General features: G+C 59.1%; 21 protein-coding genes. 12 read left to right on the top strand and 9 right to left on the bottom strand.

All coding sequences use genetic code 11. The annotated features are described in order from the left end of the window. Positions 1-3: 3 nt before the first annotated feature. Complete coding sequence (locus tag GGD46_RS11960; RefSeq protein ID WP_184703983.1) at positions 4-915, bottom strand: DMT family transporter; 912 nt, start codon at positions 913-915, stop codon at positions 4-6. Positions 916-1,249: 334 nt separating this feature from the next. On the opposite strand from GGD46_RS11960, the gene GGD46_RS11965 reads away from it, so the two are divergent. Further along, positions 1,250-3,799 (top strand): methyl-accepting chemotaxis protein, encoded by a 2,550-nt coding sequence (locus GGD46_RS11965; RefSeq protein ID WP_184703984.1) that lies wholly within the window; start codon positions 1,250-1,252, stop codon positions 3,797-3,799. A gap of 104 nt (positions 3,800-3,903) precedes the next feature. On the opposite strand, the gene GGD46_RS11970 is transcribed toward GGD46_RS11965, so the two are convergent. Together GGD46_RS11970 and moaA are read right to left on the bottom strand one after the other, a co-directional pair. Then, on the bottom strand, positions 3,904-4,656 hold the full coding sequence (locus GGD46_RS11970; RefSeq protein WP_184703985.1) for an MBL fold metallo-hydrolase: 753 nt from the start codon (positions 4,654-4,656) through the stop codon (positions 3,904-3,906). Positions 4,657-4,675: 19 nt separating this feature from the next. Beyond that, complete coding sequence (moaA, locus tag GGD46_RS11975) at positions 4,676-5,725, bottom strand: GTP 3',8-cyclase MoaA (RefSeq protein ID WP_184703986.1); 1,050 nt, start codon at positions 5,723-5,725, stop codon at positions 4,676-4,678. A 134-nt stretch (positions 5,726-5,859) separates the two neighbouring features. Here moaA and GGD46_RS11980 point away from each other — a divergent pair, with 134 nt between their 5' ends. Then, the gene (locus tag GGD46_RS11980; protein WP_184703987.1) at positions 5,860-6,234 is read left to right on the top strand and encodes a gamma-butyrobetaine hydroxylase-like domain-containing protein; all 375 of its coding nucleotides are present in this window, start codon (positions 5,860-5,862) and stop codon (positions 6,232-6,234) included. Between the two features lie 34 nt (positions 6,235-6,268). Continuing rightward, on the top strand, positions 6,269-7,468 hold the full coding sequence (locus tag GGD46_RS11985; protein ID WP_184703988.1) for a low temperature requirement protein A: 1,200 nt from the start codon (positions 6,269-6,271) through the stop codon (positions 7,466-7,468). Here the strand turns inward: GGD46_RS11985 and GGD46_RS11990 are convergent. Beyond that, on the bottom strand, positions 7,462-7,947 hold the full coding sequence (locus GGD46_RS11990; RefSeq protein WP_184703989.1) for a MarR family winged helix-turn-helix transcriptional regulator: 486 nt from the start codon (positions 7,945-7,947) through the stop codon (positions 7,462-7,464). The genes GGD46_RS11985 and GGD46_RS11990 overlap by 7 nt on opposite strands. 46 nt (positions 7,948-7,993) lie before the next feature. Between GGD46_RS11990 and GGD46_RS11995 the strand changes: the two genes are divergently transcribed. Next, a complete protein-coding gene (locus GGD46_RS11995) occupies positions 7,994-8,959 on the top strand; it encodes an alpha/beta hydrolase (protein ID WP_184703990.1) in 966 nt (321 codons plus the stop codon). Between the two features lie 62 nt (positions 8,960-9,021). Further along, positions 9,022-9,630, top strand: coding sequence for a pyridoxamine 5'-phosphate oxidase family protein (locus tag GGD46_RS12000; RefSeq protein ID WP_184703991.1), 609 nt, complete (start codon positions 9,022-9,024; stop codon positions 9,628-9,630). Between the two features lie 55 nt (positions 9,631-9,685). On the opposite strand, the gene GGD46_RS12005 is transcribed toward GGD46_RS12000, so the two are convergent. Together GGD46_RS12005 and GGD46_RS12010 are read right to left on the bottom strand one after the other, a co-directional pair. Next, entirely contained in the window at positions 9,686-10,753 is a 1,068-nt protein-coding gene (locus GGD46_RS12005) for a GGDEF domain-containing protein (protein WP_184703992.1), read from the bottom strand. Between the two features lie 200 nt (positions 10,754-10,953). Continuing rightward, positions 10,954-12,561: a fumarate hydratase gene (locus GGD46_RS12010; RefSeq protein WP_184703993.1), complete on the bottom strand. Its 1,608-nt coding sequence runs from the start codon at positions 12,559-12,561 to the stop codon at positions 10,954-10,956. Between the two features lie 238 nt (positions 12,562-12,799). Between GGD46_RS12010 and GGD46_RS12015 the strand changes: the two genes are divergently transcribed. Then, positions 12,800-13,036, top strand: coding sequence for a hypothetical protein (locus GGD46_RS12015; protein ID WP_184703994.1), 237 nt, complete (start codon positions 12,800-12,802; stop codon positions 13,034-13,036). A 57-nt stretch (positions 13,037-13,093) separates the two neighbouring features. On the opposite strand, the gene fumC is transcribed toward GGD46_RS12015, so the two are convergent. Further along, complete coding sequence (fumC, locus tag GGD46_RS12020; protein ID WP_184703995.1) at positions 13,094-14,485, bottom strand: class II fumarate hydratase; 1,392 nt, start codon at positions 14,483-14,485, stop codon at positions 13,094-13,096. A 409-nt stretch (positions 14,486-14,894) separates the two neighbouring features. Between fumC and GGD46_RS12025 the strand changes: the two genes are divergently transcribed. Further along, on the top strand, positions 14,895-16,796 hold the full coding sequence (locus GGD46_RS12025) for a murein L,D-transpeptidase (protein ID WP_184703996.1): 1,902 nt from the start codon (positions 14,895-14,897) through the stop codon (positions 16,794-16,796). Positions 16,797-16,898: 102 nt separating this feature from the next. On the opposite strand, the gene GGD46_RS12030 is transcribed toward GGD46_RS12025, so the two are convergent. Together GGD46_RS12030 and GGD46_RS12035 are read right to left on the bottom strand one after the other, a co-directional pair. Then, positions 16,899-18,068, bottom strand: coding sequence for a TIGR02281 family clan AA aspartic protease (locus tag GGD46_RS12030; RefSeq protein ID WP_184703997.1), 1,170 nt, complete (start codon positions 18,066-18,068; stop codon positions 16,899-16,901). A gap of 172 nt (positions 18,069-18,240) precedes the next feature. Further along, positions 18,241-18,915, bottom strand: coding sequence for an HAD family hydrolase (locus tag GGD46_RS12035; RefSeq protein ID WP_184703999.1), 675 nt, complete (start codon positions 18,913-18,915; stop codon positions 18,241-18,243). 197 nt (positions 18,916-19,112) lie between these two features. Between GGD46_RS12035 and rpiA the strand changes: the two genes are divergently transcribed. The 5 genes from rpiA to GGD46_RS12060 all read left to right on the top strand — a co-directional run bounded on the left by rpiA (position 19,113) and on the right by GGD46_RS12060 (position 24,060). Further along, the gene (gene rpiA, locus GGD46_RS12040; protein ID WP_184704001.1) at positions 19,113-19,814 is read left to right on the top strand and encodes a ribose-5-phosphate isomerase RpiA; all 702 of its coding nucleotides are present in this window, start codon (positions 19,113-19,115) and stop codon (positions 19,812-19,814) included. 13 nt (positions 19,815-19,827) lie between these two features. Beyond that, positions 19,828-20,403, top strand: a complete 576-nt coding sequence (locus GGD46_RS12045; protein WP_184704003.1) for a DUF2059 domain-containing protein — start codon at positions 19,828-19,830, stop codon at positions 20,401-20,403. A 185-nt stretch (positions 20,404-20,588) separates the two neighbouring features. After that, the gene (gene gor, locus GGD46_RS12050; protein ID WP_184704005.1) at positions 20,589-21,974 is read left to right on the top strand and encodes a glutathione-disulfide reductase; all 1,386 of its coding nucleotides are present in this window, start codon (positions 20,589-20,591) and stop codon (positions 21,972-21,974) included. A 153-nt stretch (positions 21,975-22,127) separates the two neighbouring features. Then, the gene (locus tag GGD46_RS12055) at positions 22,128-23,501 is read left to right on the top strand and encodes a class II 3-deoxy-7-phosphoheptulonate synthase (protein ID WP_184704007.1); all 1,374 of its coding nucleotides are present in this window, start codon (positions 22,128-22,130) and stop codon (positions 23,499-23,501) included. 160 nt (positions 23,502-23,661) lie between these two features. Next, positions 23,662-24,060 (top strand): GFA family protein, encoded by a 399-nt coding sequence (locus tag GGD46_RS12060; protein ID WP_184704009.1) that lies wholly within the window; start codon positions 23,662-23,664, stop codon positions 24,058-24,060. The last annotated feature ends 28 nt before the right edge of the window (positions 24,061-24,088 follow it).

Genomic DNA, 24,088 nt, shown 5'->3' on the forward strand with positions numbered 1-24,088 from the left:
ACCTCAGGCAGGAATACGCGCTTCTGCCTGCTGCGCCATGCGCTCGGCAGCCCGCCGTTTGTTTTCCCGGTAGAATGTATAGATGCCTGACGTGATGACAATCGCGGCGCCGATCATCGACCAGCCGTCAGGCATTTCTCCGAAGGCGATCAGGCCGAGCAGGGTGGACCAGATGAGGCTCAGGTAGCGGAACGGCGCAACGAAGGAGATTTCACCGGTGCGCATGGCCAGGATGACGGATTGATAGCCGATCAATACCAGAACGGAAGCCAGCAGGATCTCCAAGAGCGACGTCGTGCTCACCGGCTGCCAACCGCCAAAAGGGACGATGCAGAAGGCTCCGAAAATTGTGATCGAAACGGCTGTGCACATCGTAACCATCAGAGACGGTATGTCGTTGCTGATGCAGCGCGTTGCCAGATCGCGCGCAGCGGTCGCGAACATGCAGGCCGTGACCAGCAGAGCGGCCAGGGTGAACCCATCCGGTCCCGGCCGGATGATGATCAGCACGCCGGCGAAGCCAACGAGAATGGCCGTCCAGCGCCGCCACCCCACAGGCTCTTTCAGGAATATCATCGCTCCGAGCGTTACGGCGAGGGGAACGGCCTGCTGGATTGCCGATGCATTGGCGATCGGCATCATCCCCAAAGCGGTGATGTAGGTCGCAGCAGCTATCGCCTCACAGGCGATGCGTAGCGCGATCATAGGTTGCAAAATGACCTTCCAGGATCGCAAGGCTCCCATTCTGCGGGCAAGCAGGTAAACGAAGAGCGTGGTGAAGATGCCACGGATGAGAATGATCTGGCCGGCATTCATGCTGGCGATGACTGTCTTGGACAGTGCGTCGCTACAGGAGAAGCCCGCCATGGCAGCGGCCATGAAAAGCGCGCCTCGCATGTTCTTGGTCAATTGCATTGGTATGAATGAGTCCCTGGATACACCACTCCGGATTAGCGCCGTTTTTCCCAAATTGGAATCGTCAGCCATCTTGCCGCGCGCCAATTCTATTGTGCGACGCAGCAGAGTTGTTGCGAGCCGAACAATCTTTCTTCTTTTGGTTGTAAAATGCTGTGCAGGTTGTAAAAACTTGCCGGCCCAACCGGTTTTGGCGGCGCGATTAATCCTTATTCAATCTTATTTCTTGAGGCTCTCTGCGGTTTTGCATGAGGCAGAAGCATCTACGGCAGCGCAGCGGGAATGACGGTCCGGCCAACTCCGAAGACTTAATAGATCCATTTTGGGGCGCCGCATGTTTTTCATTGATCGTCTTTTGCAAAGCCGTCGGATTGTGACCAAGGTTCTAATCTTCGTGGTCCCCCTGGTGGTTCTCATCGCTGGCGTCGGTCTCGTCGGCTATCACACTGCCAATATTCTCAACGGTCACATGACCGTGACGCGTGCAACCATAGAAAACATTAGTGATTTCGAAAATCTTCAGGCCGCTCTTCTGGAGTTCACGGCAGCCCCGTCAGACGAAACGCGTCAGGCGCTGAGCGACAAGATCGATGCTCAGGAGCAAGGCGTTCACCGGCTGAGCGGGCTGTTGAGCGACGATCAGCGCGCCAAGATCGTGCCGGTCAACGAGCTCGCCGCCAAGATGCGCGCGCAACAGGCGACCCTCTGGTCCATCCGCCAGAAACAGGATGCCGATGTCGAAGCTATCCGCAAGGCCGTGCAGGGTATCGAGGTCGCAAGCAAGGCCGCAGGCAAGCAGATCGACATCATCCGCAAGGACTTCAACGACAAGGAAACCTTCGCCAAGGAGCTGCTCTACGACGCAGCCGCCTATAAGGGCCTTTCGGAGAAGATGAGCAATCTGCGTATTCAAGTGCAGATGGCGGCGGATTCCACCGAAGAGATCTCCGATGCCCGCACCTACGCCGATGCCATACTGAAGCAAGTAGCCGTGTCGAAGGCACTGGTATCCAAGCGCGGCGCCCCGCTCGTCACCAATGCCGCCGACGCTGCCGACAAGCTCGACGCCGTGCTGAAGGGCTCCGCCACGCCCGACCAGAAAGTCGAGGCTATGGGACCGATCCTACAGAGCTTTGTGAAGATCGAGGCCGACATGACGTTGCAATCGGCCAAGAATAGCGATACCGCCGCCGATCGTTTCGTCAGCCTGGACAAGATCATCGACGGCCAGAAGGAGCTTCTCGATCGTGTCGACGGAGCGCTCGGCATCGTCGATCGCCTGACGCTGCATGCATCGCGCATGGAGAACGTCCGCGACGCTGCGTCGCGCGAGCCTGTCGTGGCTGATCTCAAGGATTTGCAGGCCGCGGCTGTGAAAATTTCAGCGCTCGGCCAGACCAATGCGACGATGCGAGATTTTGCCGCGCATGTCCAACCGCTGATCGACAGCCTCACCAATAGCTCTGCCGATCTGCTGCAGACTTCGGCAGACTGGAAGACGACGCGGGTTCAGTCCAATACTCTGCTGGCCGGTGCCATGACGTCGTTGCGTGGCTTTGTGGCCCGGGCACAGGAACTCGGCAAGGAAGACAGCGAGCGCTCGGCCAATGTTTCCGTGATCGCCATGATCCTCGGCACGCTGCTTGCGATTGTCGGCGGCTTGATGCTCGTGGAAACCTTACGTGCACCGCTGAAGCGCGTTACCGAGATCATGACACGCCTTGCAGGCGGCGATCTGGAGGTTGCGATCGACGGACGCAATCGTGGCGACGAAATCGGAGATATGGTCCGCTCGGTCAGTGTCTTCCGTGACGCTGCGCTTGAGAACGTGCGGCTGGAGCGGGAGGCAGAGAGCGCTCGGGCGCTTTCGGCTGAGGAGGCTGCTCGCCGGGCTTCTGAACGTGCCCGCATCGAAGCCGAACAGAAGCAGGCTCTCAATGCGCTTGCCGATGTCCTTGCCAAGCTTGCCGACGGCAATCTGGAAGAAAGCATGCGCGAGGACTTGTCGGCGGATTTCGTCGAGATGGCCTTCACTTACAATCACGCCATCGAAGCCCTCCGCGAGACGCTGACGGACGTTCGCTACACTGCCGAAGAGATCAAGGGCGGCACCGGTAATCTCGCTATGTCGGCGGACGATCTGGCGCGGCGCACCGAGCAGCAGGCGGCAGCGCTTGAGGAAAGCTCGCGGGCACTGCATCGCCTCAGCGACGTGGTGCGCTCGACGGCCGACCGTGCACGCCAGACGGCGACCTCCGTCAACGAGACGCAGGCTTACGCCACCCAGTCCGGCGAAGTTGTCGCCCGTGCCGTGGGCGCGATGAGCGAGATCAATCGTTCGTCGGAAAAGATCGCGACGATCATCGGCGTCATCGATGAGATTGCGTTCCAGACCAACCTTCTCGCATTGAACGCAGGTGTTGAGGCTGCCCGCGCGGGCGAAGCGGGCCGAGGCTTTGCCGTGGTCGCGCAGGAAGTGCGCGAACTTGCGCAGCGCTGCGCCAATGCGGCGAAGGAGATCAAGGGCCTGATTTCGGCCAGCTCCTCGCAAGTCCAGAATGGCGTTCATCTGGTCGAGCAGACTGGTGCCGCACTGGCCGAGATCATCAGCCATGTCACCGGCGTCCAGAGGCTCGTCGCCGATATTTCGTCTGCGACCACCGAGCAGTCGACCGGCATCGAGGAAGTGACCCGCGCTGTTTCCGAAGTCGAGCTGATCACCCAGCGGAACGCGGCGATGGTCGAAGAAAACAACGCCGAGATTCATGGCCTGCGCCAGCGTGTCGATATGCTCTCCGAGAAGATAGATCGCTTCCGGACGGGCGAGGGCGACGTGGGTTATGAAAGCCATGGCATCGCCGAGGGCCGTTATCGCGCTGCCTAACAAGCGCCTCGCGGGAAAGACAACTTGTAACGGAAAAGCGCCGGACCATTGATCCGGCGCTTTTGTTTGGCTCGTTTAGCGCGCTCGGTGATGCTCGATCGGAGTCACTTGTCCAGTCGGAGCGTTTCGCCGTCGGCAGGGATCAGCAGGCGTGACGGATCGACGCCGGTGGCATCCGCGGTCTGCCGAAGGTCTTGCCGCGTGATCGTGGCGTGGTCGAGCGCTTCCATATGGGTTGCGACGACGATTGCCTCAGGCGCGAGGCGGGTGACTTCGACAGTCTGTTCCGCATCCATGACGATGAGGTCGCCGTCCCATTTGGCGCCACAGGAATGGGTGACGATGATGTCGGGGGAGACCTGTCGGATCGTCTCGATAACGGGCCGATAGAGGACGGTATCGCCTGCCCAATAGACCGTGGGTTCGCCCGGTGCTGCCAGTGTAAGGCCGATGACCCTGCCCATTTTCTCGATGACCGGTCCGAGGCCGTGGCTGCCTTGCCGCGGTGTGATCGTAATTCCATTCCAGACGGTCGTATCAGCCAAGGGCGTGACATCGATGAAACCGGCATCCCGAATGCTTCCTTCGTCGCCGGGTTGGCACAAAATCGGCAGGGATTTCGTCACACGCTCCTTTGCGACCGCATCGAAATGATCGGTGTGCAGGTGCGACACGATCACCAGTTCGACGCCTCCAAGTATTTCGTCGGTCGAACGCGGCAGTTCCGTCATCGGGTTGGGAGACCGGCCGGTGAAGGATGGAAGGCTATGGCGCGGCGCGAAATAAGGGTCAATCAGTAGGACATGACCGGCATAGGTAATCTTCAGCGTCGCATTGCGAATGAGCTCAAGCTGCATATCGATGTTCTCGGTGGGGTTAGCCGCCAGTCACGCTCATATGGCGAGCGACCGCTGGTCGGTTGTGGGTGCGGTCGATGATGAAGTCGTGGCCTTTCGGCTTGCGGGTGATGGCTTCATCGATGGCGGTGTGAAGAAGCGCATCGTCGTCCGCCGCACGCAGCGCGGTGCGCAGGTCGGCGGCGTCGTTCTGTCCGAGGCACATATAGAGCGTGCCGGTGCAGGTGAGCCGCACGCGATTGCAGCTCTCGCAGAAATTATGCGTCATCGGCGTGATGAAGCCGAGACGGCCGCCGGTTTCGGCGACTTCGACATAGCGGGCAGGGCCGCCGGTCTGGTAGGGGATGTCCGTCAGCGTGAACTGACGTTCGAGATCCGCGCGCAACTCGGATAGCGGCAGATACTGATCGGTGCGATCCTCGTCGATCTCGCCCATCGGCATCGTTTCGATGACGGTCAGATCCATGCCCCGACCGTGGGCAAAGCGTAGCAGACCGGGAATCTCTGCATCGTTGAAGCCCTTCAGGGCGACGGCATTGAGCTTGATCTTTAGGCCGGCTTTCTGCGCGGCGTCGATACCTTCCATCACCTTGGTGAAATCGCCCCAGCGGGTGATGGTGCGGAACTTGTCGGGATCGAGCGTATCGAGGGAGACGTTGATGCGCCGCACGCCGCAATCGTAGAGTTCTTCGGCATGGCGGGCGAGCTGCGATCCGTTCGTGGTCAGCGTCAGTTCGTCCAGTGCTCCGTCCTGCACCTGCCTGCCGAGTTCGCGGACCAGAAACATGATGTTCTTGCGAACCAGCGGCTCACCGCCGGTGAGGCGAATCTTGCGAACGCCCTTGGCGATGAAGGCGGAACAGAGCCGGTTGAGTTCTTCCAGCGTCAGAAGATCCTTCTTCGGCAGGAAAGTCATGTTTTCGGCCATGCAATAGGTGCAGCGGAAATCGCAGCGGTCGGTGACTGAAACACGCAAATAGGTTACGGCCCGCCCGAATGGGTCAATCATGGGGGACGCATCTGCCTGCAGTGCTGACGCGCTACCTATCGTACCGACTATGCTGTTCACTCAAGCCTCCGTAACACTGCTAATGTGTGTATAGGCGACTGGCGCGTCAAGGAAAATGCATTTCGAATGCACTTGCGCGTGAACGAACGGCGGCATAATTCTCAAGTTATAGAGTGAAACGTGTGGAACGACCGATGAGCGACGTCTGGCCAACTGAATTGCGAGTATCGAAGGACCGTCGTCATCTCGTGGTGGGATTTGACGACGGCGCGAGCTTCGATCTGCCGGCCGAGATGCTGCGTGTCCTGTCGCCCTCGGCCGAGGTTCAGGGGCATGGACCCGGACAGAAAGTCACGGTGCCGGGCAAGCGCAATGTCGGCATCATGTCCATGACGCCGACCGGCAACTACGCCGTTCGCATCGGTTTTGACGATATGCACGACAGCGGCATTTTCACCTGGATTTATTTGCGCGAACTTGGCGAAAAGGGGCAGGAACTCTTTGCCGTCTACGAAGCGGAATTGAAGGAAAAAGGCCTGAGCCGGGATCCGGCTGTCAGGTCGCATTAGTATTGGTATCAACGACCTGAGAAGGGGCGTGGGGATGGTCCTCGAGGGTAGGGAAGGCTGGCTTCGCGCCAAGGGCAGCAAGAACGAGAGCAAGGTTTCTTTCGTCGAGCTGTTTTTCGATCTCGTATTCGTTTATTCGATCTCGCAGCTTGCCCATACCCTGGGCGAGCATTTCACACTGCTGGGCGGCCTGGAAGCCATCATGCTGATCTTTGCGGTATGGTGGGTCTGGGTCTTCACCGCCTGGGTGACGAACTGGCTGGATCCGGATCGCATGCCGGTGCGCATCATGCTGTTTACGCTGATGTTTGCGGGTCTTATCCTTTCCGCCTCGATACCCGAAGCTTTCGGTGAAAAAGCGATCTATTTCGCCGGCGCCTATGTGTTCATGCAGGTGGGGCGCTCGCTGTTCACAGTCTACGCGCTGAAGAATGCCAGCCGGTCCAACCATCGCAATTTCCTGCGCATCACCAGCTGGCTGGTGCTGTCCGGCATCTTCTGGATCACAGGCGCCCTGATGGAAGGGGAGATGCGGGTCATAATCTGGCTGATCGCTCTTCTCATAGAGTATTCCGCCCCCGCGCTTGGCTTTCGGGTACCGGGTCTCGGCAAGTCGACGACGGCGGACTGGAACGTCTCGGGTGCCCATCTTGCCGAGCGTTGTGCGCTCTTCATCATCATCTGCCTCGGCGAGGCCGTTTTGCAGGCCGGCAAGACCTTTGCCGAACAGCCGGTCACGCCCTTGATCATCGCCGTATTCATCACCGCCTTCGTCGGCACGGTCGCGCTCTGGTGGATCTACTTTCAGTTCGGCCACGAACGTGCGGCCCATCGCATCGAGCATGACGAGGTGCCGGGCAGCCTGGCGCGGCAGGCCTTCACCTATGCGCATATTCCGATTCTCGCCGGCATCATCCTGAGTGTCGTCGGCGATGAATTCCTGTTCGCACATCCTCACGAAGCCGCAGACCTGCGTGCCGCCGCAGCCCTTCTCGGAGGCCCGGCGGTCTTCCTCTTCGGAAATCTGTGGTTCAAGGGCGTGACAACCGGCCGTCCGCCGCTATCGCATATGGTCGGGCTCGCGGGGCTGGCACTGCTGCTGTTCACCTTGCCGATGGTCGTGGTCTATCAGCTCGGCATTCTTGCCACAGCCGTGCTCGTCGTCGTGGCGATATGGGAGTTCGCGTCGCTTACCCGTGTCGTGCCCACGGCGCGCTCTACCGGCGATCACTGATCGCCAAACGCCCCCACAGGCTCTCGTTCGTCCCGTAGGAGCAGGGTGATGACCCGCTCCATGTGCGCGGTCATGAGTTCGCATTCCTCGATGGGGGCGTCTGACATCATCCGGTCGATGAGGGCGGTTTGGATGGTCATGGCTTCCTTTGTCAGGCGCCGGCCCGACTCGGTCAGATAGAGCCGCAGCACGCGCTTGTCCTGCTTGTCCCCACGGCGTTCGATCAGCCCGCGCTTTTCCATTTGCGGCAGCAGCATGCTCATGTTGGAGCGGCCGACCAGCAGCTTGCGGGCAAGCTCCTGCTGCGAGATACCCTCGAAGCGGAACAGATTGACGAGAATATCGAGATGCGGCGGCTTGATATCGAGATATGCCAATTCCCGCGCCAGCGATTGCTGCATGAGCTGGCAGGCCCGCGCCACGGCAATCCAGCTTCGAAAACGCGGATGGTCCCAGGGAAGGGATTGATTTTTGTTCATCGTTGTACTTTATTGTTCATAGTTGAACATTTTTTGGATTCCCACTATGCCATCCTTTGCGCTCAAGGTCACCCGGTCGGGTCTGTCCGGCCTCGGGAGGCTGTCTCCGCAGCTTGCCGGCAAGGCTGCTTTCCGGCTTTTCTGTCTCACACCTTCCCGTCGTCCGCGCGGCTCCAAGGCCAAGGCCGCCCATATGGAAGGCAGGCAGCGCCTGCTTGGGGCTGAGCAATTCATGTTGCCGTTTCCCGGCGGCCGCGCGATGGCTTATCGCTTCAATGGCGGTGCCAAGGGGCCGCGCAAGCGTTATCTCGTCGTGCATGGCTGGGGCTCCAGCAGCGAGTATATGTCGGAGCTGACCACGTTCCTGGCAAGCAGCGGTGCGGAGGTGATTTCGCTCGACCTTCCTGGGCATGGCCGCTCGGCCGGGCGCTCTCTCAATGTGCGGCTCGCCATATCGGCCATATCAGCGGCGGCCACGCGCTTCGGTGCGCTGGATGCTGCGATCGGACACTCGTTCGGCGGAGCCTGCCTCGCTCTTGCCTCGGCGGGATTCCTGCCCGGCATCGATCCCATTGAGACCAAGAAGCTGGTTCTCATCGGAGCACCGAGCGGCATGGGTTGGCTATTCAAGGAGTTTGGCCGTTTCATGGGGCTTCGCTCACAGGCGCAGGAGGCGCTGGAGGCAGAAGTCGGGCGGATCACGGGGAAGGTGCTGACAGCCTATGACGAACCGCGCGGCATGCTCGACCCAGCCCGCCCTGTTCTGGTTATTCACGCCGAGGACGACAAGGAAGTGAGCGCCAGACATGCCCGTGTCTATGCCGCGCAAGGGGAGCATGTTCGTCTCTTCTGGGCGAATGGTTTCGGTCATCGGCGCATCGTCAGCGCTCCTCCCGTGTTCGAGGCGATCGACGCCTTTCTCGCTGAACCCATGAAGATTGAGAAAACGCTCGAAAGCGGCGATGGGACGGTGCTATCGTTCTATCGAACCCCGGTTCGGCGCTGCCTGTAGCAGGAGGTGCGCTGCGCCGGACTTTTTTTGGCGGATCGCCACATAAGAGAATGCGGGGCAGCATGAGCATCATCACATCGGTCGAGGAATTGAGGACGCTTTATGGCGTCGTGGGCGAGGCGTCCATTACCAAGGTGACGCAGGTGCTGACGCCGCTCTATCGACGGATGATCGAGGCTTCGCCCTTCATGGCGCTGGCAACGGTCGGCCCCGAAGGACTTGACTGTTCACCGCGCGGTGACCTCGGCGGCGTCGTCCGTGTCGAAGACGAGCGGACGCTGCACCTTCCCGATTGGCGCGGCAATAACCGCGTCGATTCCCTTGAAAATATCGTGCGCGATCCGCGCGTGGCGATGATGTTTCTTGTTCCCGGGTCGAGCACGACAATGCGGCTCAACGGCCGGGCTGTCGTCTCCATCGAACCAAGCCTGCTTGAGAGCTTCGAGATGGATGGCAAGCACCCTCGCTGCGTTGTCGTCATTACGGCCGAGGAGGTCTACTTCCAGTGTGCTCGGGCGGTGATGCGAGCGGAACTCTGGAACGCGGAGCGTTTTTCCGATCCTGCGAGCCTGCCCAGCCCCGGCATGATGCTCAAATCGGCGAAGGGCGATTTCGACCAGGAGACCTATGATCGGGAGTGGCCGGCGCGGGCGGCCAAGACGCTCTGGTAAACAAAACCGCCGGGCAGCCTGGGAAAGCCGCTCCGGCGGTTGGTTGGCTTCACTTTTAATTCTTATAAATGAGCCAACTTTTGGTGAAGTCCTTCTGCATGCCTTCCTGATAGACGTTGCTGCAGTTGCGACCGGCATTCTTGGCGCAATAAAGCGCGAGGTCCGCCTTGTTGTAAAGCTCGCCGGAATCGGCCGCTTCCGAAGCCATACAGATGCCAAGCGACAGGGTGATCGGGCCGTAATCGATCTTCGTCCGCGAGTTTTTGAACGGCGTCGATTCCAGCGTGCGGCGAATGCGCTCGCAAACCGCCACGACATCATCGACAGCGACGCCTTCCATGATCAGCGCGAACTCTTCGCCACCGACACGGGATACGAAGACTTCGCGCCGGACATTGGCACGGATGATCGAAGCGACCGTCGCAAGAATCTTATCGCCGACCGGATGGCCGTATGTGTCGTTGATCCGCTTGAAATGATCGATATCGGCCAGTACGAGCGCCGTTGTTTGGCGCGTCAACTGGTTGTCGAAGATGGAGATCAAGCGATCCTCGAATGCGCGGCGATTGGAGAGGCGGGTCAAGGCGTCCGTATTGGCGATGCGCTTGTATTCGTCCAACTCCTTGCGGACCTGATCCATCTCCTGGCTGCGTTGCGCGACATTCTCAACGGTCTTTTCGCCGTGAGCCATCGTATCGCCTGTCGCTGCAGTCAGCATATCGATGGCGCTTCGCAACAGGTCGGTGCTGTTATGGTTCCGAGAACTGATACGTTCGCAGGTTTCGCCGAGAAGCCTGTTGTAGCTGTCGAGCGTCGACCGTTCCTGTTTCAGCGCGCGCAACACGGCATCCAGCCCGATAGTCAGGCGGGCGTGGGCGTCGTCAAATATGCGGCCCGCATGGCGAGGGAAATATTTGGCTCCTATATTATCCAGCTCTTCCTGTGTCGCACTGTTGCCAAGGGCAGCGAGTTCGCGGGTCAATGCGGGATTCGAGCCAATATAAGCTTCGTAGAAAAGTTCGTAATTACGTGGAATCGGCGCGACCCCCATGGATCGCATGGCGTAGGTAATCTGCCCTGCCACGTCGGGAATTTGCGCCTTGGGCGCAATCGCCGTACTCATCGGTGAGCTCCGTACATGTATTGGTTAATTCCCATTTTTACTTATGCAGAGATTCTTTGAAAAAATATTAAGGAAATGATTGTGAAAAATCCCCACTCACTACCCTTTTATTCAAAATAACTAGAAATGAAACCCGATTTACAGAAGAGGACGCCAAAGGCGTCCTCTTTTTATGGCATGATATAGAAGGGTGCTGGTCTTTATCCGAGATTGAGCTCTTGAAAGAAGTCGTTGCCCTTGTCGTCGATGACGATGAAGGCCGGGAAGTCTTCAACTTCGATCTTCCAGACAGCTTCCATGCCGAGTTCGGGATATTCCAATACTTCGACCTTCTTTATGCAATCCTGCGCAAGACGGGCGGCGGGGCCGCCGATCGAGCCGAGATAGAAGCCGCCATGCGTCTTGCAGGCTTCGCGCACGGCGCGCGAGCGATTGCCCTTTGCCAGCATGACCATCGAGCCCCCGAAGGACTGGAACTGATCTACATAGCTGTCCATGCGGCCTGCTGTTGTCGGGCCGAAGGAGCCTGATGCATAGCCGGCAGGCGTCTTTGCCGGGCCGGCATAATAGACCGGATGATTCTTCAGATAGTCCGGCATGCCCTGGCCTTTTTCCAGGCGCTCGCGGATCTTGGCATGCGCCAGATCGCGCGCGACGATGATGGTGCCGGTGAGCGACAGGCGCGTCTTGACCGGGTGCCGCGACAGCTCGGCAAGGATATCCGCCATCGGCCGGTTGAGATCGATACGGACCATCGATTCGGAGAGCTTGGCTTCGTCGATCTCGGGCATGTACTTGGACGGATCGGTCTCAAGCTGCTCGATGAAGATGCCGTCGCGCGTGATCTTGCCCTTGGCCTGGCGGTCGGCGGAACAGGAAACGCCAAGGCCGATCGGCAGCGAGGCGCCGTGGCGGGGCAGGCGGATGACGCGGACGTCGTGGCAGAAATATTTGCCGCCGAACTGAGCGCCGACGCCGAGGCTCTGCGTGAGCTTGTGGATTTCCTTCTCCATCTCGATATCCCGGAAGGCATGCCCGCTTTCGGAGCCCTCCGTGGGAAGACAGTCGAGATATCGCGTCGAGGCGAGCTTGACGGTTTTCAGGTTCATCTCGGCCGAGGTGCCGCCAATGACGATGGCGAGATGATAGGGGGGACAGGCTGCCGTGCCGAGCGTCAGGATCTTTTCCTTGAGGAAGTCCAGCATGCGGTCATGCGTCAGGAGAGACGGCGTGCCCTGATAGAGGAAAGTCTTGTTGGCCGAGCCGCCGCCCTTGGCGACGAACAGGAATTCGTAGGCGTCGGTGCCTTCCTCGTAAATATCGATCTGCGCCGGCAGATTGTTCTTGGTGTTCTTTTCCTCGAACATCTTGATGGGCGCGAGCTGCGAATAACGCAGGTTCTTCTTATCGTAGGCGTCGAGCACGCCTTTGGCCAGGGCGCCGCTGTCGCCGCCTTCGGTCCAGACGCGCCAGCCCTTCTTGCCCATGATGATCGCCGTACCGGTATCCTGACACATGGGAAGTACGCCGCCGGCGGCGATATTGGCGTTCTTCAGCAGATCATAGGCTACGAAGCGGTCGTTATCGGTCGCTTCCGGGTCTTCGAGGATCGAAGCGAGCTGCTTGAGGTGACCGGGACGCAGCAGATGATTGATGTCGGCAAATGCGGTTTCGGCAAGCAGACGAATGCCTTCCGGATCGACAGTCAGGATTTCCTGACCCTTGAAGGTGTCGACGGAGACGTAATCGCCTGAAATCTTGCGATATGGGGTCGTGTCGTCGCCGAGGGGAAATAGATCGTCAGCCATGTGGGAAACCTTTCAAGCCGGATGGCGGAGGAAAATGTTTGGAGACGGTCTAAATCCGGCTTGCGCCAAAAGCAATCGGCTGCAAAGCGCTGCAGGATTTCAATAGACCTATTGTCAACGCCGCATAGACAATCGGTATCGAAACCAACGGCTTTAAAGGACGATCAACAAGGAGCACATTTCAGTTAAACGAGGCAGGGCAAAGGTTGCCTAGGCCGCGGTGCACGGGATACAGATCATGGATATCTCCCATAATCATCACCATCATATTTCACCAGTCGCGGTGATCGCGCTTCTGGCGGGAGCCGGCCTGTTCGGCCTCATGCAGGGAGGCTATCTGAAGGGCGCCTTTCACAAGGAAATCCTGGCGAGGATCGATCCCGCTACCGTTCTGACTGCCGCCGATACTATCCAGGAGCAGAGAAGGGCCACGACGCCGCCGAAAGACGTGCCAGTCATGGTAGACCTCCGTTAAGACAGAAAGAGCAGGCATGCCGGACCTATCGCGGATGCCTGCTCACAATTTCCTATCTTACTTCGGGCCGATCATCGTTTCCGGGCGGACGATGGCATCATATTCTTCCGAAGACACCAATCCGCTTGCCAGCGCTTCTTCCTTCAGCGTCGTACCGTTCTTATGGGCTGTCTTGGCGATCTTGGCGGCATTGTCGTAGCCGATCTTCGGCGCTAGTGCCGTCACCAGCATGAGAGAGCGCTCGAGACCGGCCTTGATGTTGTCTTCGCGCGCCTCGATGCCAACAACGCAGTGGTCGGTGAAGGAGATTGCGGCGTCGCCGAGCAGCTGCACCGATTGCAGGAAGTTATAGGCCATCATCGGATTGTAGACATTGAGCTCGAAATGGCCCTGGCTGCCGGCGAAGGTGAGCGCAGCATTGTTGCCGAAGACCTGAATGCAGACTTGCGTCAGGGCTTCGCACTGGGTCGGATTGACCTTGCCTGGCATGATCGAAGAGCCAGGCTCGTTTTCCGGCAGAGCCAGTTCGCCGAGGCCGGAGCGCGGGCCGGAGCCGAGCAGGCGGATATCATTGGCGATCTTGAAGAGAGCTGCCGCGGCGGCATTGATGGCGCCGTGGCTGAAGACCATGGAATCATGCGCGGCCAAGGCTTCGAACTTGTTCGGAGCTGTGACGAAGGGCAGGCCTGTGATCTCCGCGATCTCGCCTGCGACCTTTTCGGCAAATCCGATTGGCGCGTTGAGTCCGGTTCCGACCGCGGTGCCGCCCTGAGCGAGTTCGCAAAGGCCCGGCAATGTCAGTTCGATGCGCTTGATCGAGGAGGCGACCTGCGCGGCGTAGCCAGAAAACTCCTGACCGAGCGTCAGCGGGGTGGCATCCTGCGTATGGGTGCGGCCGATCTTGATGATGTGGGCGAAGTCGGCAACTTTCTTTTCCAGGGCTGCATGCAGATGACGCAGAGCCGGCAGGAGATGGTGGACGATCTGCTCGGCGCAGGCGATGTGCATGGCCGTCGGATAGGTGTCGTTCGACGACTGGCTCATGTTGACGTGATCGTTCGGATGCACCGGCTTCTTCGAGCCCATGACGCCACCCAGCATTTCGATCGCGCGGTTCGAGATCACCTCATTGGCGTTCATGTTCGACTGCGTACCCGAGCCCGTCTGCCAGACGACCAGCGGGAAATGGTCGTTCAGCTTGCCGTCTATGACTTCCTGTGCCGCGGCGATGATGGTCTTGCCGAGCGCAGGATCGAGCTGGCCGAGCTCCATGTTGGCGCGGGCGGCCGCTTGCTTGACGATGCCGAGGGCGCGGATGACCGATAGCGGCTGCTTTTCCCAGCCAATCTTGAAGTTGCCGAGCGAGCGCTGCGCCTGTGCGCCCCAGTAGCGGTTGCTGGCAACTTCGATCGGGCCAAATGTATCGGTTTCGGTGCGGGTGGAAGTCATGTTCCTGATCCTGCTTTCTATGGAAATAGATAGCAGCCATATAGGCCCGAACGGCGCTCATGAAAACACCAAAGCGCGATTATATGATCGTAGAAATCATGTTTTAGGCAGGCTGCGCCGAGCGTGCCCTTTTTGACACGCCGCTGATATATTCGTGAAAGCGAATTTTTCGCCTTCGCAAAAACTTTAGCCAATCTCAATAAAAGATTAACCAATAATTTCATAATTTTGCGTGAATAGAATCGTCGAAAGCGCCTCGGATTCGTAACGTGAAGTTGAGGCATTGAACAAAAGGCGGGGTCTCGCTGTTTTTATAGTAGTGGGTATACGGTGTTTACGACATCGCGACCGCATTGAAGCAGCACCGTCTGGCTCGAAGTTACCGCACGATACAGGGACTGATTAGAGAATGAAACTTGCAGCAAAAGCCACAGCATCCGTCCTGACACTTTCCTGTTGCCTCTCCTCCATCGGCGCGACATCCGCAAGCGCGATGACGCTCATGGATTTCATCCGTGGCGGCCAGGGACGCCAGCAGAGCACGCAGGTATCGGCTCCCGTTCCAGCGAACCCGGCGCAGACGATGCTGAACCCGAACCAGCCGCCTTCGGTCAAGCAGCCGTTGCCGACCGTCAGTGCGCCGAAATATTATACCTACAAGGCCGACTCGATGCGTCTCGTGTCGACGGCGCATTTTGCCGACCCAGTTGTCACCGGCGCGGTTGCCGATGCGTCACCGACCCCCGTTGCCGTCGATACGGAGGCCTCGCAGCGCCGTTATCTGGCGAATGCGCGCGTCATGGCGACCAACGATGTCGCAAAGGCGATCGAAACCTATTATGCCGATCAGAGCAAGCCGCTGATCTGGGTCACCGATCATGCCGTCGGCGAAAAGGCGAAGGCTGCCATCGCAGTTCTTTCCGATGCGGCTTCGGTCGGCCTTGATCCGGCTGACTATGCCGTGACCTTGCCGGGAGCCGAAGCGGCGGAAGCCGATCCGGTCCTGCGTGATCGCGCCCTCATGCAGTTTGAACTGGCCCTGTCCAGCAAGGTGCTGATGTATGTCCAGGACACGGTCCGCGGCCGCGTCGATCCAAACAAGCTGTCCGGCTATCATGATTTCAAGCGCAAGGACGTCAACCTGACGGCCATGCTCGACGTGCTTCGCGCAAGCCCGGATGTTGCCTCTTATCTCAACAGCCGCAATCCTTCCAATCAGCAGTTCATTCAGTTGAAGGCCGAGCTTGCCAAGCTGCGGGCGGAATCCGGTGCCGATGGCAATCATGTTTCGATTTCGCTGAGCGGAACCCTGAAGCCGGGCGGCAGCTCGCCGGAAATGGCCAATATCGTCAAGGCGATCCAGAATCGCGGCTCCGAGGCTTTGAAGACGGCGCATGCCGATCTTTTCTCCGCCTATCTGGGCACGCCGGACTATACGCCTGAGCTCGTATCCCTGGTCGAAGATTTCCAGCGGGAGCGGGGGCTGACGGCTGATGGCGTCATCGGCCCGTCTTCCGTTCGCGCCATGGTCGGCGAGAACAATGACGCGAAGATCCAGAAGCTGGTCATCGCGATGGAACAGCTGCGCTGGCTGCCGCCGGAACTCGGCCCGCGCTATGTCTTCATCAATCAGCCGGCCTTCATGGTCTATTACTACAACAACAACCAGGAACAGCTGTCGATGCGCGTCGTCGTCGGCAGCAAGCAGCACCAGACCTTCTTCTTCGAAAATCAGGTGCAGACGGTTGAGTTCAACCCGTTCTGGGGCGTTCCGCAGTCTATCATCATCAACGAGATGCTGCCGAAGCTGCGTGCCGACCCGAATTACCTCGACCGTATGGGCTATCAGGTCGAAGTCAGCGGCCGTGCCGTCGCCTCATCCAGCGTCGACTGGAACGCTTCGACCAAGAATATCTCGGTCCGTCAGCCGCCGAGCAGCGATAACGCGCTCGGCGAGCTGAAGATCCTCTTCCCGAATTCGCATGCGATCTACATGCACGACACGCCGCAGAAGAGCTTCTTCAAGAAGGACATGCGCGCGCTCAGCCATGGCTGCGTACGTCTTGCCGATCCGCGCGCAATGGCTGCTGCCGTGCTGAACACGACGCCTGAAGACGTGGCTAAGCAGATCGCGGCCGGGCAGAACAAAGCCGTGGCCGTACCGCAGAAGTTCCCGATCTATATCGCCTACTTCACGGCGTGGCCGAACAAGGACGGCGTCGTCCAGTACTTCAACGACGTCTATGATCGCGATGCGGCCACCCAGAAGGCACTCGATGCAACTTCAAAGGCACGCAGCGCCCAGATCTGAGTTTGCTGGGATATTGATAAGCAAAAGGGCGGCCAGTTGACCGCCCTTTTTCCATTTAACAGAACTGTCCTGAGCTAGCTTTCAGGCGTCTCTTCAATCGCGTTATTTTTTTGTTTCTATGCGCCATTCGCGGTTACCAAAGATCACATCGAAACGTGACAGGAACGATCGGCCGAGCAGGCCATCAATCTCATTGCCGAGGGCTGCATCATTATCCAGCACGACGGCGGCGATGTCGCTGGCTTCCACTCGCCCGACCCTTACCGTCGTGGCATTCGTATGGGTGGCCTGTGAAAGCCCGTTAGCCGTCTGAAGCGAGATCTCATTATTCCCGTCGATCGGCAGTTTTGCGCGGGCGGCAAAGGCTTTGCTCACAGCCACGAAGCTCGCGCCGGTGTCCACAATGAACGTGCCTTCGGTGCCGTTGACCGAGACTTTGGCCAGGATCACGTTGTTGCCTTGCGTCGGAAAGCGATCGCTACCGGTGGTGTAGGTTGAAGCACATTTTCCCATGGTCTCGTAGAGCTTGATGATTCCGCGGACGACCGCTGTGTCGTTGCGGTTGGGATTGGTGGAGACCCAAAGCTGAAGCGGTCCGATCGCCTCGCAATAGGCGCCAAGCTCACGATAGCTGGTAGAGATTCCCTCGAATACCGTGCCGTTCAGTATCGCGATATTGTCGGTCAGGCCGATGACCGAATAGTAATCGTCGATGGCGTCGCGATATTTCTTGGCATTTTGGCGAATTCGCGCCCGTTGAAAATAGAAGCTGGGCATGCCCGGCGACATCGCTATCACGTCGTTCGAGACCTTCAGCGCTTCATCGTAGTCGCTGAGATTGTCGAGAATTTCGGCGGCGGCGCTCAGAGCAACATTGGAAGGCTTGCACTTGTTGGAAAAGGCGATCAGGACCTTGGCGGCTTCACGGTTGTAGCCTTGGGCCTGCAGCTCGTTTGCGAATTTGTAGGCTGCATTCCAATCGCAATGCTCACGGCGCAGCATATCGAGATAGGTTGCCATAGCCGTTCTGCCGGCAACGATGTTCGGCAGTGGGGCGATGTCGAAATGCTGGTAGACCGCAGTCAGAGCCGGATCGGAAGCGGTGCCGGTTTCTGTTTCGACATAGCCGATAACGCGGTCACCGTAGAGGTAGAACCAGATAGCGGCACACAGTACCGCGAAAATGAAGAGTGTCCGGACTATGGGGGCAAGCCAGCCTCTGCGGTTTGGCAATCTACCGCCGTTGCGGTCTTCCGGATCTGCAACGAGCAAGCGACGACTCCCCCAATCGAGCTACCTTACTGGTTTGCAGCAGCTCGCGAGAGCACGTTCACTCGGCGGTCTCGGTGCGCAGCAAAGCGTCGACAAGTTGTGACGGAAGCGCGTGAATCGCGCAAGGCCCGCTACAACCTCGCTCTTTGAACCAACAGGGATTTTGGGCGGCTTAGGCTGCGAGGAGCCCCTCGACCAACTCCGGTGTCAGTTCGTCGTAGTGATAGATAATCCGCGTGGGGCCGAGGGTTTCGATGCCGACGTCGGAATAGCCGAAGGGGACGGCGATCGAAGGCACGCCGGCATTGCGCGCGACGAGGATGTCGTTGATGCTGTCACCGATCATGACGGTTTGGGCGATATCGCCGCCGGCGCGCTCGACGGTGCCGATCAGGTGCTCGGCATTCGGCTTGCGCACGGCGAAAGTGTCGCCGCCGGTGATGGCTTCGAAATAATGGGTCAGGCCCAGGCGGTCCAGCAGCGTGCGCGCAAGCGATTCCATCTTGTTAGTGCAGACGGCCAGCTTGTAGCCGTTGCTCTTCAGCATGGTCAGTGCCGCGACCAACCCCGGATAGGGTTGCGTGGCCCCCGGCATCGCTTCGGAATAATGCGTTATGAAGCGCTGCAGCAGGGCCGGCAACTCCTCGGACGTCAGCGTATAGCCGTGCAGCTTGCAGGCCCGCTCGATCATCACCTGTGCGCCGCTGCCGACGAGATGCGTAACGTCGTCATAGCTGACCGGGGGGAGCTTGAGAGCGGCGATGGTATGATTGAGGCTGACGATGAGATCTGCGTGCGTGTCCAGCAGCGTGCCATCGAGATCGAATACGATGAGAGGAGATGTCACGGAGAATAGGCCTTTGCGTCGGAAGAAATAGTGCGTCTTTCGGAGTTAAAAGATCGGGCGGGCAATTGCAACCGAAGGGCCGGAAAGCCTCGGCAAAGAGGTGCTGGGAATTCTATGTTGTACCGTTATTTTGGCTTTCGTTTGGCCGGAGAGCCGTGTAAACAGCAGACCAACGTAACAATGGGAGCAGGTGGCGCATGGACGCCCGCCAGATGAAGATTGAGGCTGCAAGAGCCGCACTCGCCTATGTCGAGAGCGGCATGCGGCTAGGGATCGGCACAGGCAGCACGGCGGAGGAATTCGTTCGGTTGCTCGCTGAAAAGGTTGCAGCCGGCCTGACTATCGAAGGCGTTCCGACTTCGGAGCGCACGGCAAAGCTCTGCAACGAGCTTGGCGTCCCCTTGAAGTCGCTGGACGAGCTTCCGGAGCTCGATCTCACCATTGACGGTGCAGACGAGTTCGATGGCGCCCTGACGCTGGTCAAGGGTGGCGGTGGGGCTCTGTTGCGCGAAAAGATCGTTGCCGCATCCTCGGCCCGCATGATCGTCATCGCCGACGAAAGCAAGGTCGTCGAGATGCTGGGCGCGTTTCCGCTGCCAATCGAAGTCAATCCCTTCGGCCTGGTTTCCACCCGCATTCTGATCGAGAAGGTCGCCTCGCAGCTCGGCCTGTCGGGAGCGCTCAATCTGCGCCGCTCGGGCGACGAGACCTTTGTTACCGATGGCGGGCATTTTATTATTGATGCATCTTTCGGCCGCATTCCTGATGCAGAGGCGCTGTCGATTGGGCTCAACTCGATTCCCGGTGTTGTCGAACACGGGCTCTTCATCAATATGGCGACATTAGCGATCATTGCCGGCCCTGCCGGTGCGCGCACGTTGCGGGCGAACAATACATAGGAGCACTCATCTCATGATCAAACTAGCGGGTCTTGGCCGTTTTGCCGCTGCAACCATTCTTCTCTCGGGCATCGCTTTCGGTTCTGCGAGCGCGCAGGAAGTTTCCGAGGACCAGATCAAGGCTGCGCGTGCTGCGATCAATGCGCTTGGCATCACCAACCAGTTCGACAATATCCTCCCGAATCTGGCTGAGCAGCTGAAGAGCACGATGATCCAGGCTAACCCGAATTTCGGCGATGCGATCAATTCAACCGTCGACGCTACGGCGCTGGCGCTTGCACCGCGTCGTGCGGATCTCGAGCGCGAAGCCGCCGTGACCTACGCCAAGGCGTTTTCGGCCGAAGAGCTGAAGGCAATTGCCGATTTCTACGGTTCGGCGGCCGGCAAGAAGCTTCTGAAGGACGGCCCGCTGGCAACCCGCGAACTGTATAAAGCTGCCGACATCTGGAGCCAGGGCGTTTCGCGCGACCTCGCCAAGCAGAGCAACGATGCGCTGCAGAAGGTCGTCAAGCAGCCGGTTATCGCGCCGGATGCCGGCGCTGCAGCGCAACCGACAGGTGCTGCGACGCAACCGGCAGCAAAGAAGTAATATTTAGCAATTCGTTGGTACTGTCGTGCTTGAGGCGAGTTTCACGTTTTAAGCGCACAGCTAGCAGCCACAGATTCAAAGCCCGGACGACATTCCGGGCTTTTCTTTTTGCATCTCGGCTTCCTATATGAATGCCGACCCCCAATGCGCGCGTCGCGCTCGTTTCATTTCCAAAGGAGCCGTTCATGCCTTCGTTTGATTTCGACCTTTTCGTGATTGGCGGCGGCTCCGGCGGCGTACGCAGCGCCCGCGTCGCGGCGTCGCTTGGCAAGAAGGTCGGTATTGCCGAAGAATATCGCTATGGCGGCACCTGTGTCATTCGTGGCTGCGTACCGAAGAAGCTCTTCGTTTACGCCTCGCAGTATAGCGAGCATTTCGAGGATGCGGCCGGCTACGGCTGGACGGTCGGCGAAAGCACATTCGACTGGAAGAAACTAATCGCGGCAAAGGACAAGGAAATTGCGCGGCTCGAAGGCCTCTATCGCAAGGGTCTGGACAATGCCAAGGCTGAGATCTTAGACACGCGTGCGGAGCTGGTGGATGCTCATACGGTCAAGCTTTTGAAGACCGGACAGACCGTCACGGCGGAAACCATCGTTGTCGCGACCGGCGGTCGGCCGAACCTGCATACGGCGTTGCCGGGGCACGAGTTCTGCATATCCTCGAATGAGGCTTTCCATCTGGAAGAGTTGCCGAAGTCGATCCTGATCGCCGGCGGCGGCTACATCGCGGTCGAATTTGCCAATATCTTCCATGGCCTCGGGGTCGAGACCACGCTGATCTATCGTGGCGCCGAGATCCTGTCTCGCTTCGATCAGGACCTGCGCAAGGGACTGCATGAGGCAATGGAAGAGAAGGGCATTCACATTCTCTGCCAGGACATCATCTCGAGCGTCGAAAAGGTGGACGGCGGCCTTACCGTGCGGACGAAGAACGACAAGGTTCTGCGTGTCGATACCGTCATGCTGGCGCTCGGCCGCACGCCCAATACCGAAAATCTCGGGCTGCAAGCCGCAGGCGTTGCAACGAATGAGCATGGCGCCGTCATCGTCGACGCCTATTCCCGCACCTCCGTGCCGAACATTTATGCGCTTGGCGACGTCACCGACCGGGTACAGCTGACGCCGGTCGCGATCCACGAGGCCATGTGCTTCATCGAGACCGTCTATAAGAACAATCCCACGCGGCCGGACCACGACCTCATTCCGACGGCTGTCTTCTCGCAGCCGGAAATCGGTACGGTGGGCCTGACGGAAGAAGACGCTGCCAAGCGCTATCCGGAGCTCGAAGTCTATCGCGCCCAATTCCGCCCGATGAAGGCGACGCTTTCGGGCCACATCGAAAAGATGATCATGAAGCTGATCGTCAACGCGGCCGATCGCAAGGTGGTCGGCGCCCACATTCTCGGCCACGATGCCGGCGAGATGGCGCAGTTGCTCGGCATTTCCGTGAAGGCTGGCTGCACGAAGGACGATTTCGACAGGACCATGGCGGTGCATCCGACGGCCGCGGAAGAATTGGTGACGATGTATTCGCCAAGCTACCGCATCCGCAACGGCGAGCGCGTGTAATGCGCCTGACTGGCGCAGTTTCCGCTCGTGCCACAAAAGATCAGCGCAGTAGTTCGCCTGCCTTTGCAAGCGGGCGGCAAAGGTTTATAAGCGCGCGTTATTTACGACGACGGGACGCCCGGCCAGGACCGGGCGCGCAAGCAGGTGAGTGATATGGCACAGAATTGGACACCCAGCAGTTGGCGGCAGAAACCGATCCAGCAGGTGCCGGATTTTCCGGACAAGGCAGCGCTTGCAGAGACCGAAGCCCAGCTCGCAAGCTATCCGCCGCTGGTTTTTGCCGGCGAAGCCCGCCGTCTCAAGGCCCATCTGGCCAATGTTGCCGAAGGTAACGGCTTCCTGCTGCAGGGTGGCGATTGCGCCGAGAGCTTTGCCGAGCACGGTGCCGATACGATCCGCGATTTCTTCCGCGCCTTCCTGCAAATGGCCGTGGTGCTGACATTCGGCGCGCAGCTGCCGGTCGTCAAGGTCGGCCGCATCGCCGGCCAGTTCGCCAAGCCCCGCTCGTCGAATATCGAAACGCAGAACGGCATCTCGCTGCCGAGCTACCGCGGCGATATCATCAACGGTATCGACTTCAACGAGGAGTCGCGCATTCCCAATCCCGAGCGCCAGCTGATGGCTTACCGCCAGTCTGCCGCGACGCTGAACCTGCTGCGCGCCTTCGCGATGGGTGGCTATGCCAACCTCGAAAATGTGCAGAAGTGGATGCTCGGCTTCGTCAAGGATAGCCCGCAGGGCGAGCGTTACCGCAAGCTCGCAGACCGTATCGGCGAGACCATGGATTTCATGCGCGCGATCGGCATCACCGCCGAGAGCAATGCGAGCCTGCGCGAAACCGATTTCTTCACCAGCCATGAGGCACTGCTGCTCGGCTACGAAGAGGCGTTCACCCGCATCGACTCCACCTCGGGCGACTGGTACGCGACCTCGGGCCACATGCTCTGGATCGGCGACCGTACGCGCCAGGCGGACCATGCCCACGTCGAATATTTCCGCGGCATCAAGAACCCGATCGGGTTGAAGTGCGGTCCTTCGCTGCAGGCCGACGACCTCATCAATCTGATCGATATTCTGAACCCGGAAAACGAGGCGGGCCGCCTGACGCTGATCTGCCGTTTCGGCCATGACAAGGTTGCCGACAACCTGCCGCGCCTCATCCGCGCTGTCGAGAAGGAAGGCCGCAAGGTCGTGTGGTCCTGCGATCCGATGCACGGGAACACGATCACGCTCAACAACTACAAGACCCGTCCGTTCGAGCGGATCCTGTCGGAAGTCGAGAGCTTCTTCCAGATCCATCGTGCCGAGGGTACGCATCCGGGCGGCATCCATATCGAGATGACCGGCAAGGACGTGACCGAGTGCACGGGTGGTGCTCGCGCCGTCGGCGCCGAGGACCTGCAGGATCGCTACCACACTCATTGCGACCCGCGTCTCAATGCCGACCAGGCACTGGAACTTGCCTTCCTGCTCGCCGAGCGGATGAAGGGCGGCCGCGACGAGAAGCGTCTGCGCGCCCACGGCTGATATCGGGTACAGCTAAGCTGTCATGCAATTGACGGGCCGGCGAAAGCCGGCCCGTTTGCTTTGTCCGATATGATCAATCCAGTTGAAAGTTGCTTCATTTCTTTGAGATTGACCCGGAGATGGTTCTTGGAAAAATTTCCTTCGATGAGAGGGAGCGATCATGAACGAAGAACATTCCGGCGCCTGCCTTTGCGGCAGCGTGCGCTTCAAGACAAGCGACAGACCGCGCGAGGTTGTTGCCTGCCATTGCTCACAATGCCGCAAGCAAACCGGACTCTATTACGCCGCAGCCAATGTGGCGACAGACAAGCTCGTTGTTGAAGGGGAGGCGTCTGTCACTTGGTATCGCGCCAGCGCATTTGCCCGCCGCGGCTTCTGCAAGACCTGCGGTTCCGCCTTGTTCTGGCAGGCGGATGGTGCCGAGGAAATCTCCGTTATGGCGGGGCTCTTCGATCGGCCAACCGGTCTTGAGATCGCCTATCATATCTATTGCGCCGACAAGGGCGATTATTACGAGATCACCGATGGCTTGCCGCAATACGGGCAGGGACGACCTTAAAGTGCAGCGCGATCTTTCAGATTCGCTT

It is taken from the genome of Martinezella lusitana (genome assembly GCF_014207095.1).
Classification (GTDB): domain Bacteria; phylum Pseudomonadota; class Alphaproteobacteria; order Rhizobiales; family Rhizobiaceae; genus Rhizobium; species Rhizobium lusitanum_B.

Excerpts from the sequence above, each read along its gene's own strand:
- GGD46_RS12005 (WP_184703992.1), bottom strand. The coding sequence starts at position 10,753 with ATGAGTACGGCGATTGCGCCCAAGGCGCAAATTCCCGACGTGGCAGGG.
- GGD46_RS11960 (WP_184703983.1), bottom strand. The coding sequence starts at position 915 with ATGCAATTGACCAAGAACATGCGAGGCGCGCTTTTCATGGCCGCTGCC.
- fumC (WP_184703995.1), bottom strand. The coding sequence starts at position 14,485 with ATGACTTCCACCCGCACCGAAACCGATACATTTGGCCCGATCGAAGTT.
- GGD46_RS12045 (WP_184704003.1), top strand. The coding sequence starts at position 19,828 with ATGATCAAACTAGCGGGTCTTGGCCGTTTTGCCGCTGCAACCATTCTT.
- GGD46_RS12025 (WP_184703996.1), top strand. The coding sequence starts at position 14,895 with ATGAAACTTGCAGCAAAAGCCACAGCATCCGTCCTGACACTTTCCTGT.
- GGD46_RS12000 (WP_184703991.1), top strand. The coding sequence starts at position 9,022 with ATGAGCATCATCACATCGGTCGAGGAATTGAGGACGCTTTATGGCGTC.
- GGD46_RS11980 (WP_184703987.1), top strand. The coding sequence starts at position 5,860 with ATGAGCGACGTCTGGCCAACTGAATTGCGAGTATCGAAGGACCGTCGT.
- GGD46_RS11990 (WP_184703989.1), bottom strand. The coding sequence starts at position 7,947 with ATGAACAAAAATCAATCCCTTCCCTGGGACCATCCGCGTTTTCGAAGC.
- GGD46_RS11970 (WP_184703985.1), bottom strand. The coding sequence starts at position 4,656 with ATGCAGCTTGAGCTCATTCGCAATGCGACGCTGAAGATTACCTATGCC.
- GGD46_RS11995 (WP_184703990.1), top strand. The coding sequence starts at position 7,994 with ATGCCATCCTTTGCGCTCAAGGTCACCCGGTCGGGTCTGTCCGGCCTC.
- GGD46_RS12015 (WP_184703994.1), top strand. The coding sequence starts at position 12,800 with ATGGATATCTCCCATAATCATCACCATCATATTTCACCAGTCGCGGTG.
- GGD46_RS11965 (WP_184703984.1), top strand. The coding sequence starts at position 1,250 with ATGTTTTTCATTGATCGTCTTTTGCAAAGCCGTCGGATTGTGACCAAG.
- GGD46_RS12010 (WP_184703993.1), bottom strand. The coding sequence starts at position 12,561 with ATGGCTGACGATCTATTTCCCCTCGGCGACGACACGACCCCATATCGC.
- GGD46_RS11985 (WP_184703988.1), top strand. The coding sequence starts at position 6,269 with ATGGTCCTCGAGGGTAGGGAAGGCTGGCTTCGCGCCAAGGGCAGCAAG.
- rpiA (WP_184704001.1), top strand. The coding sequence starts at position 19,113 with ATGGACGCCCGCCAGATGAAGATTGAGGCTGCAAGAGCCGCACTCGCC.
- GGD46_RS12055 (WP_184704007.1), top strand. The coding sequence starts at position 22,128 with ATGGCACAGAATTGGACACCCAGCAGTTGGCGGCAGAAACCGATCCAG.
- GGD46_RS12060 (WP_184704009.1), top strand. The coding sequence starts at position 23,662 with ATGAACGAAGAACATTCCGGCGCCTGCCTTTGCGGCAGCGTGCGCTTC.
- gor (WP_184704005.1), top strand. The coding sequence starts at position 20,589 with ATGCCTTCGTTTGATTTCGACCTTTTCGTGATTGGCGGCGGCTCCGGC.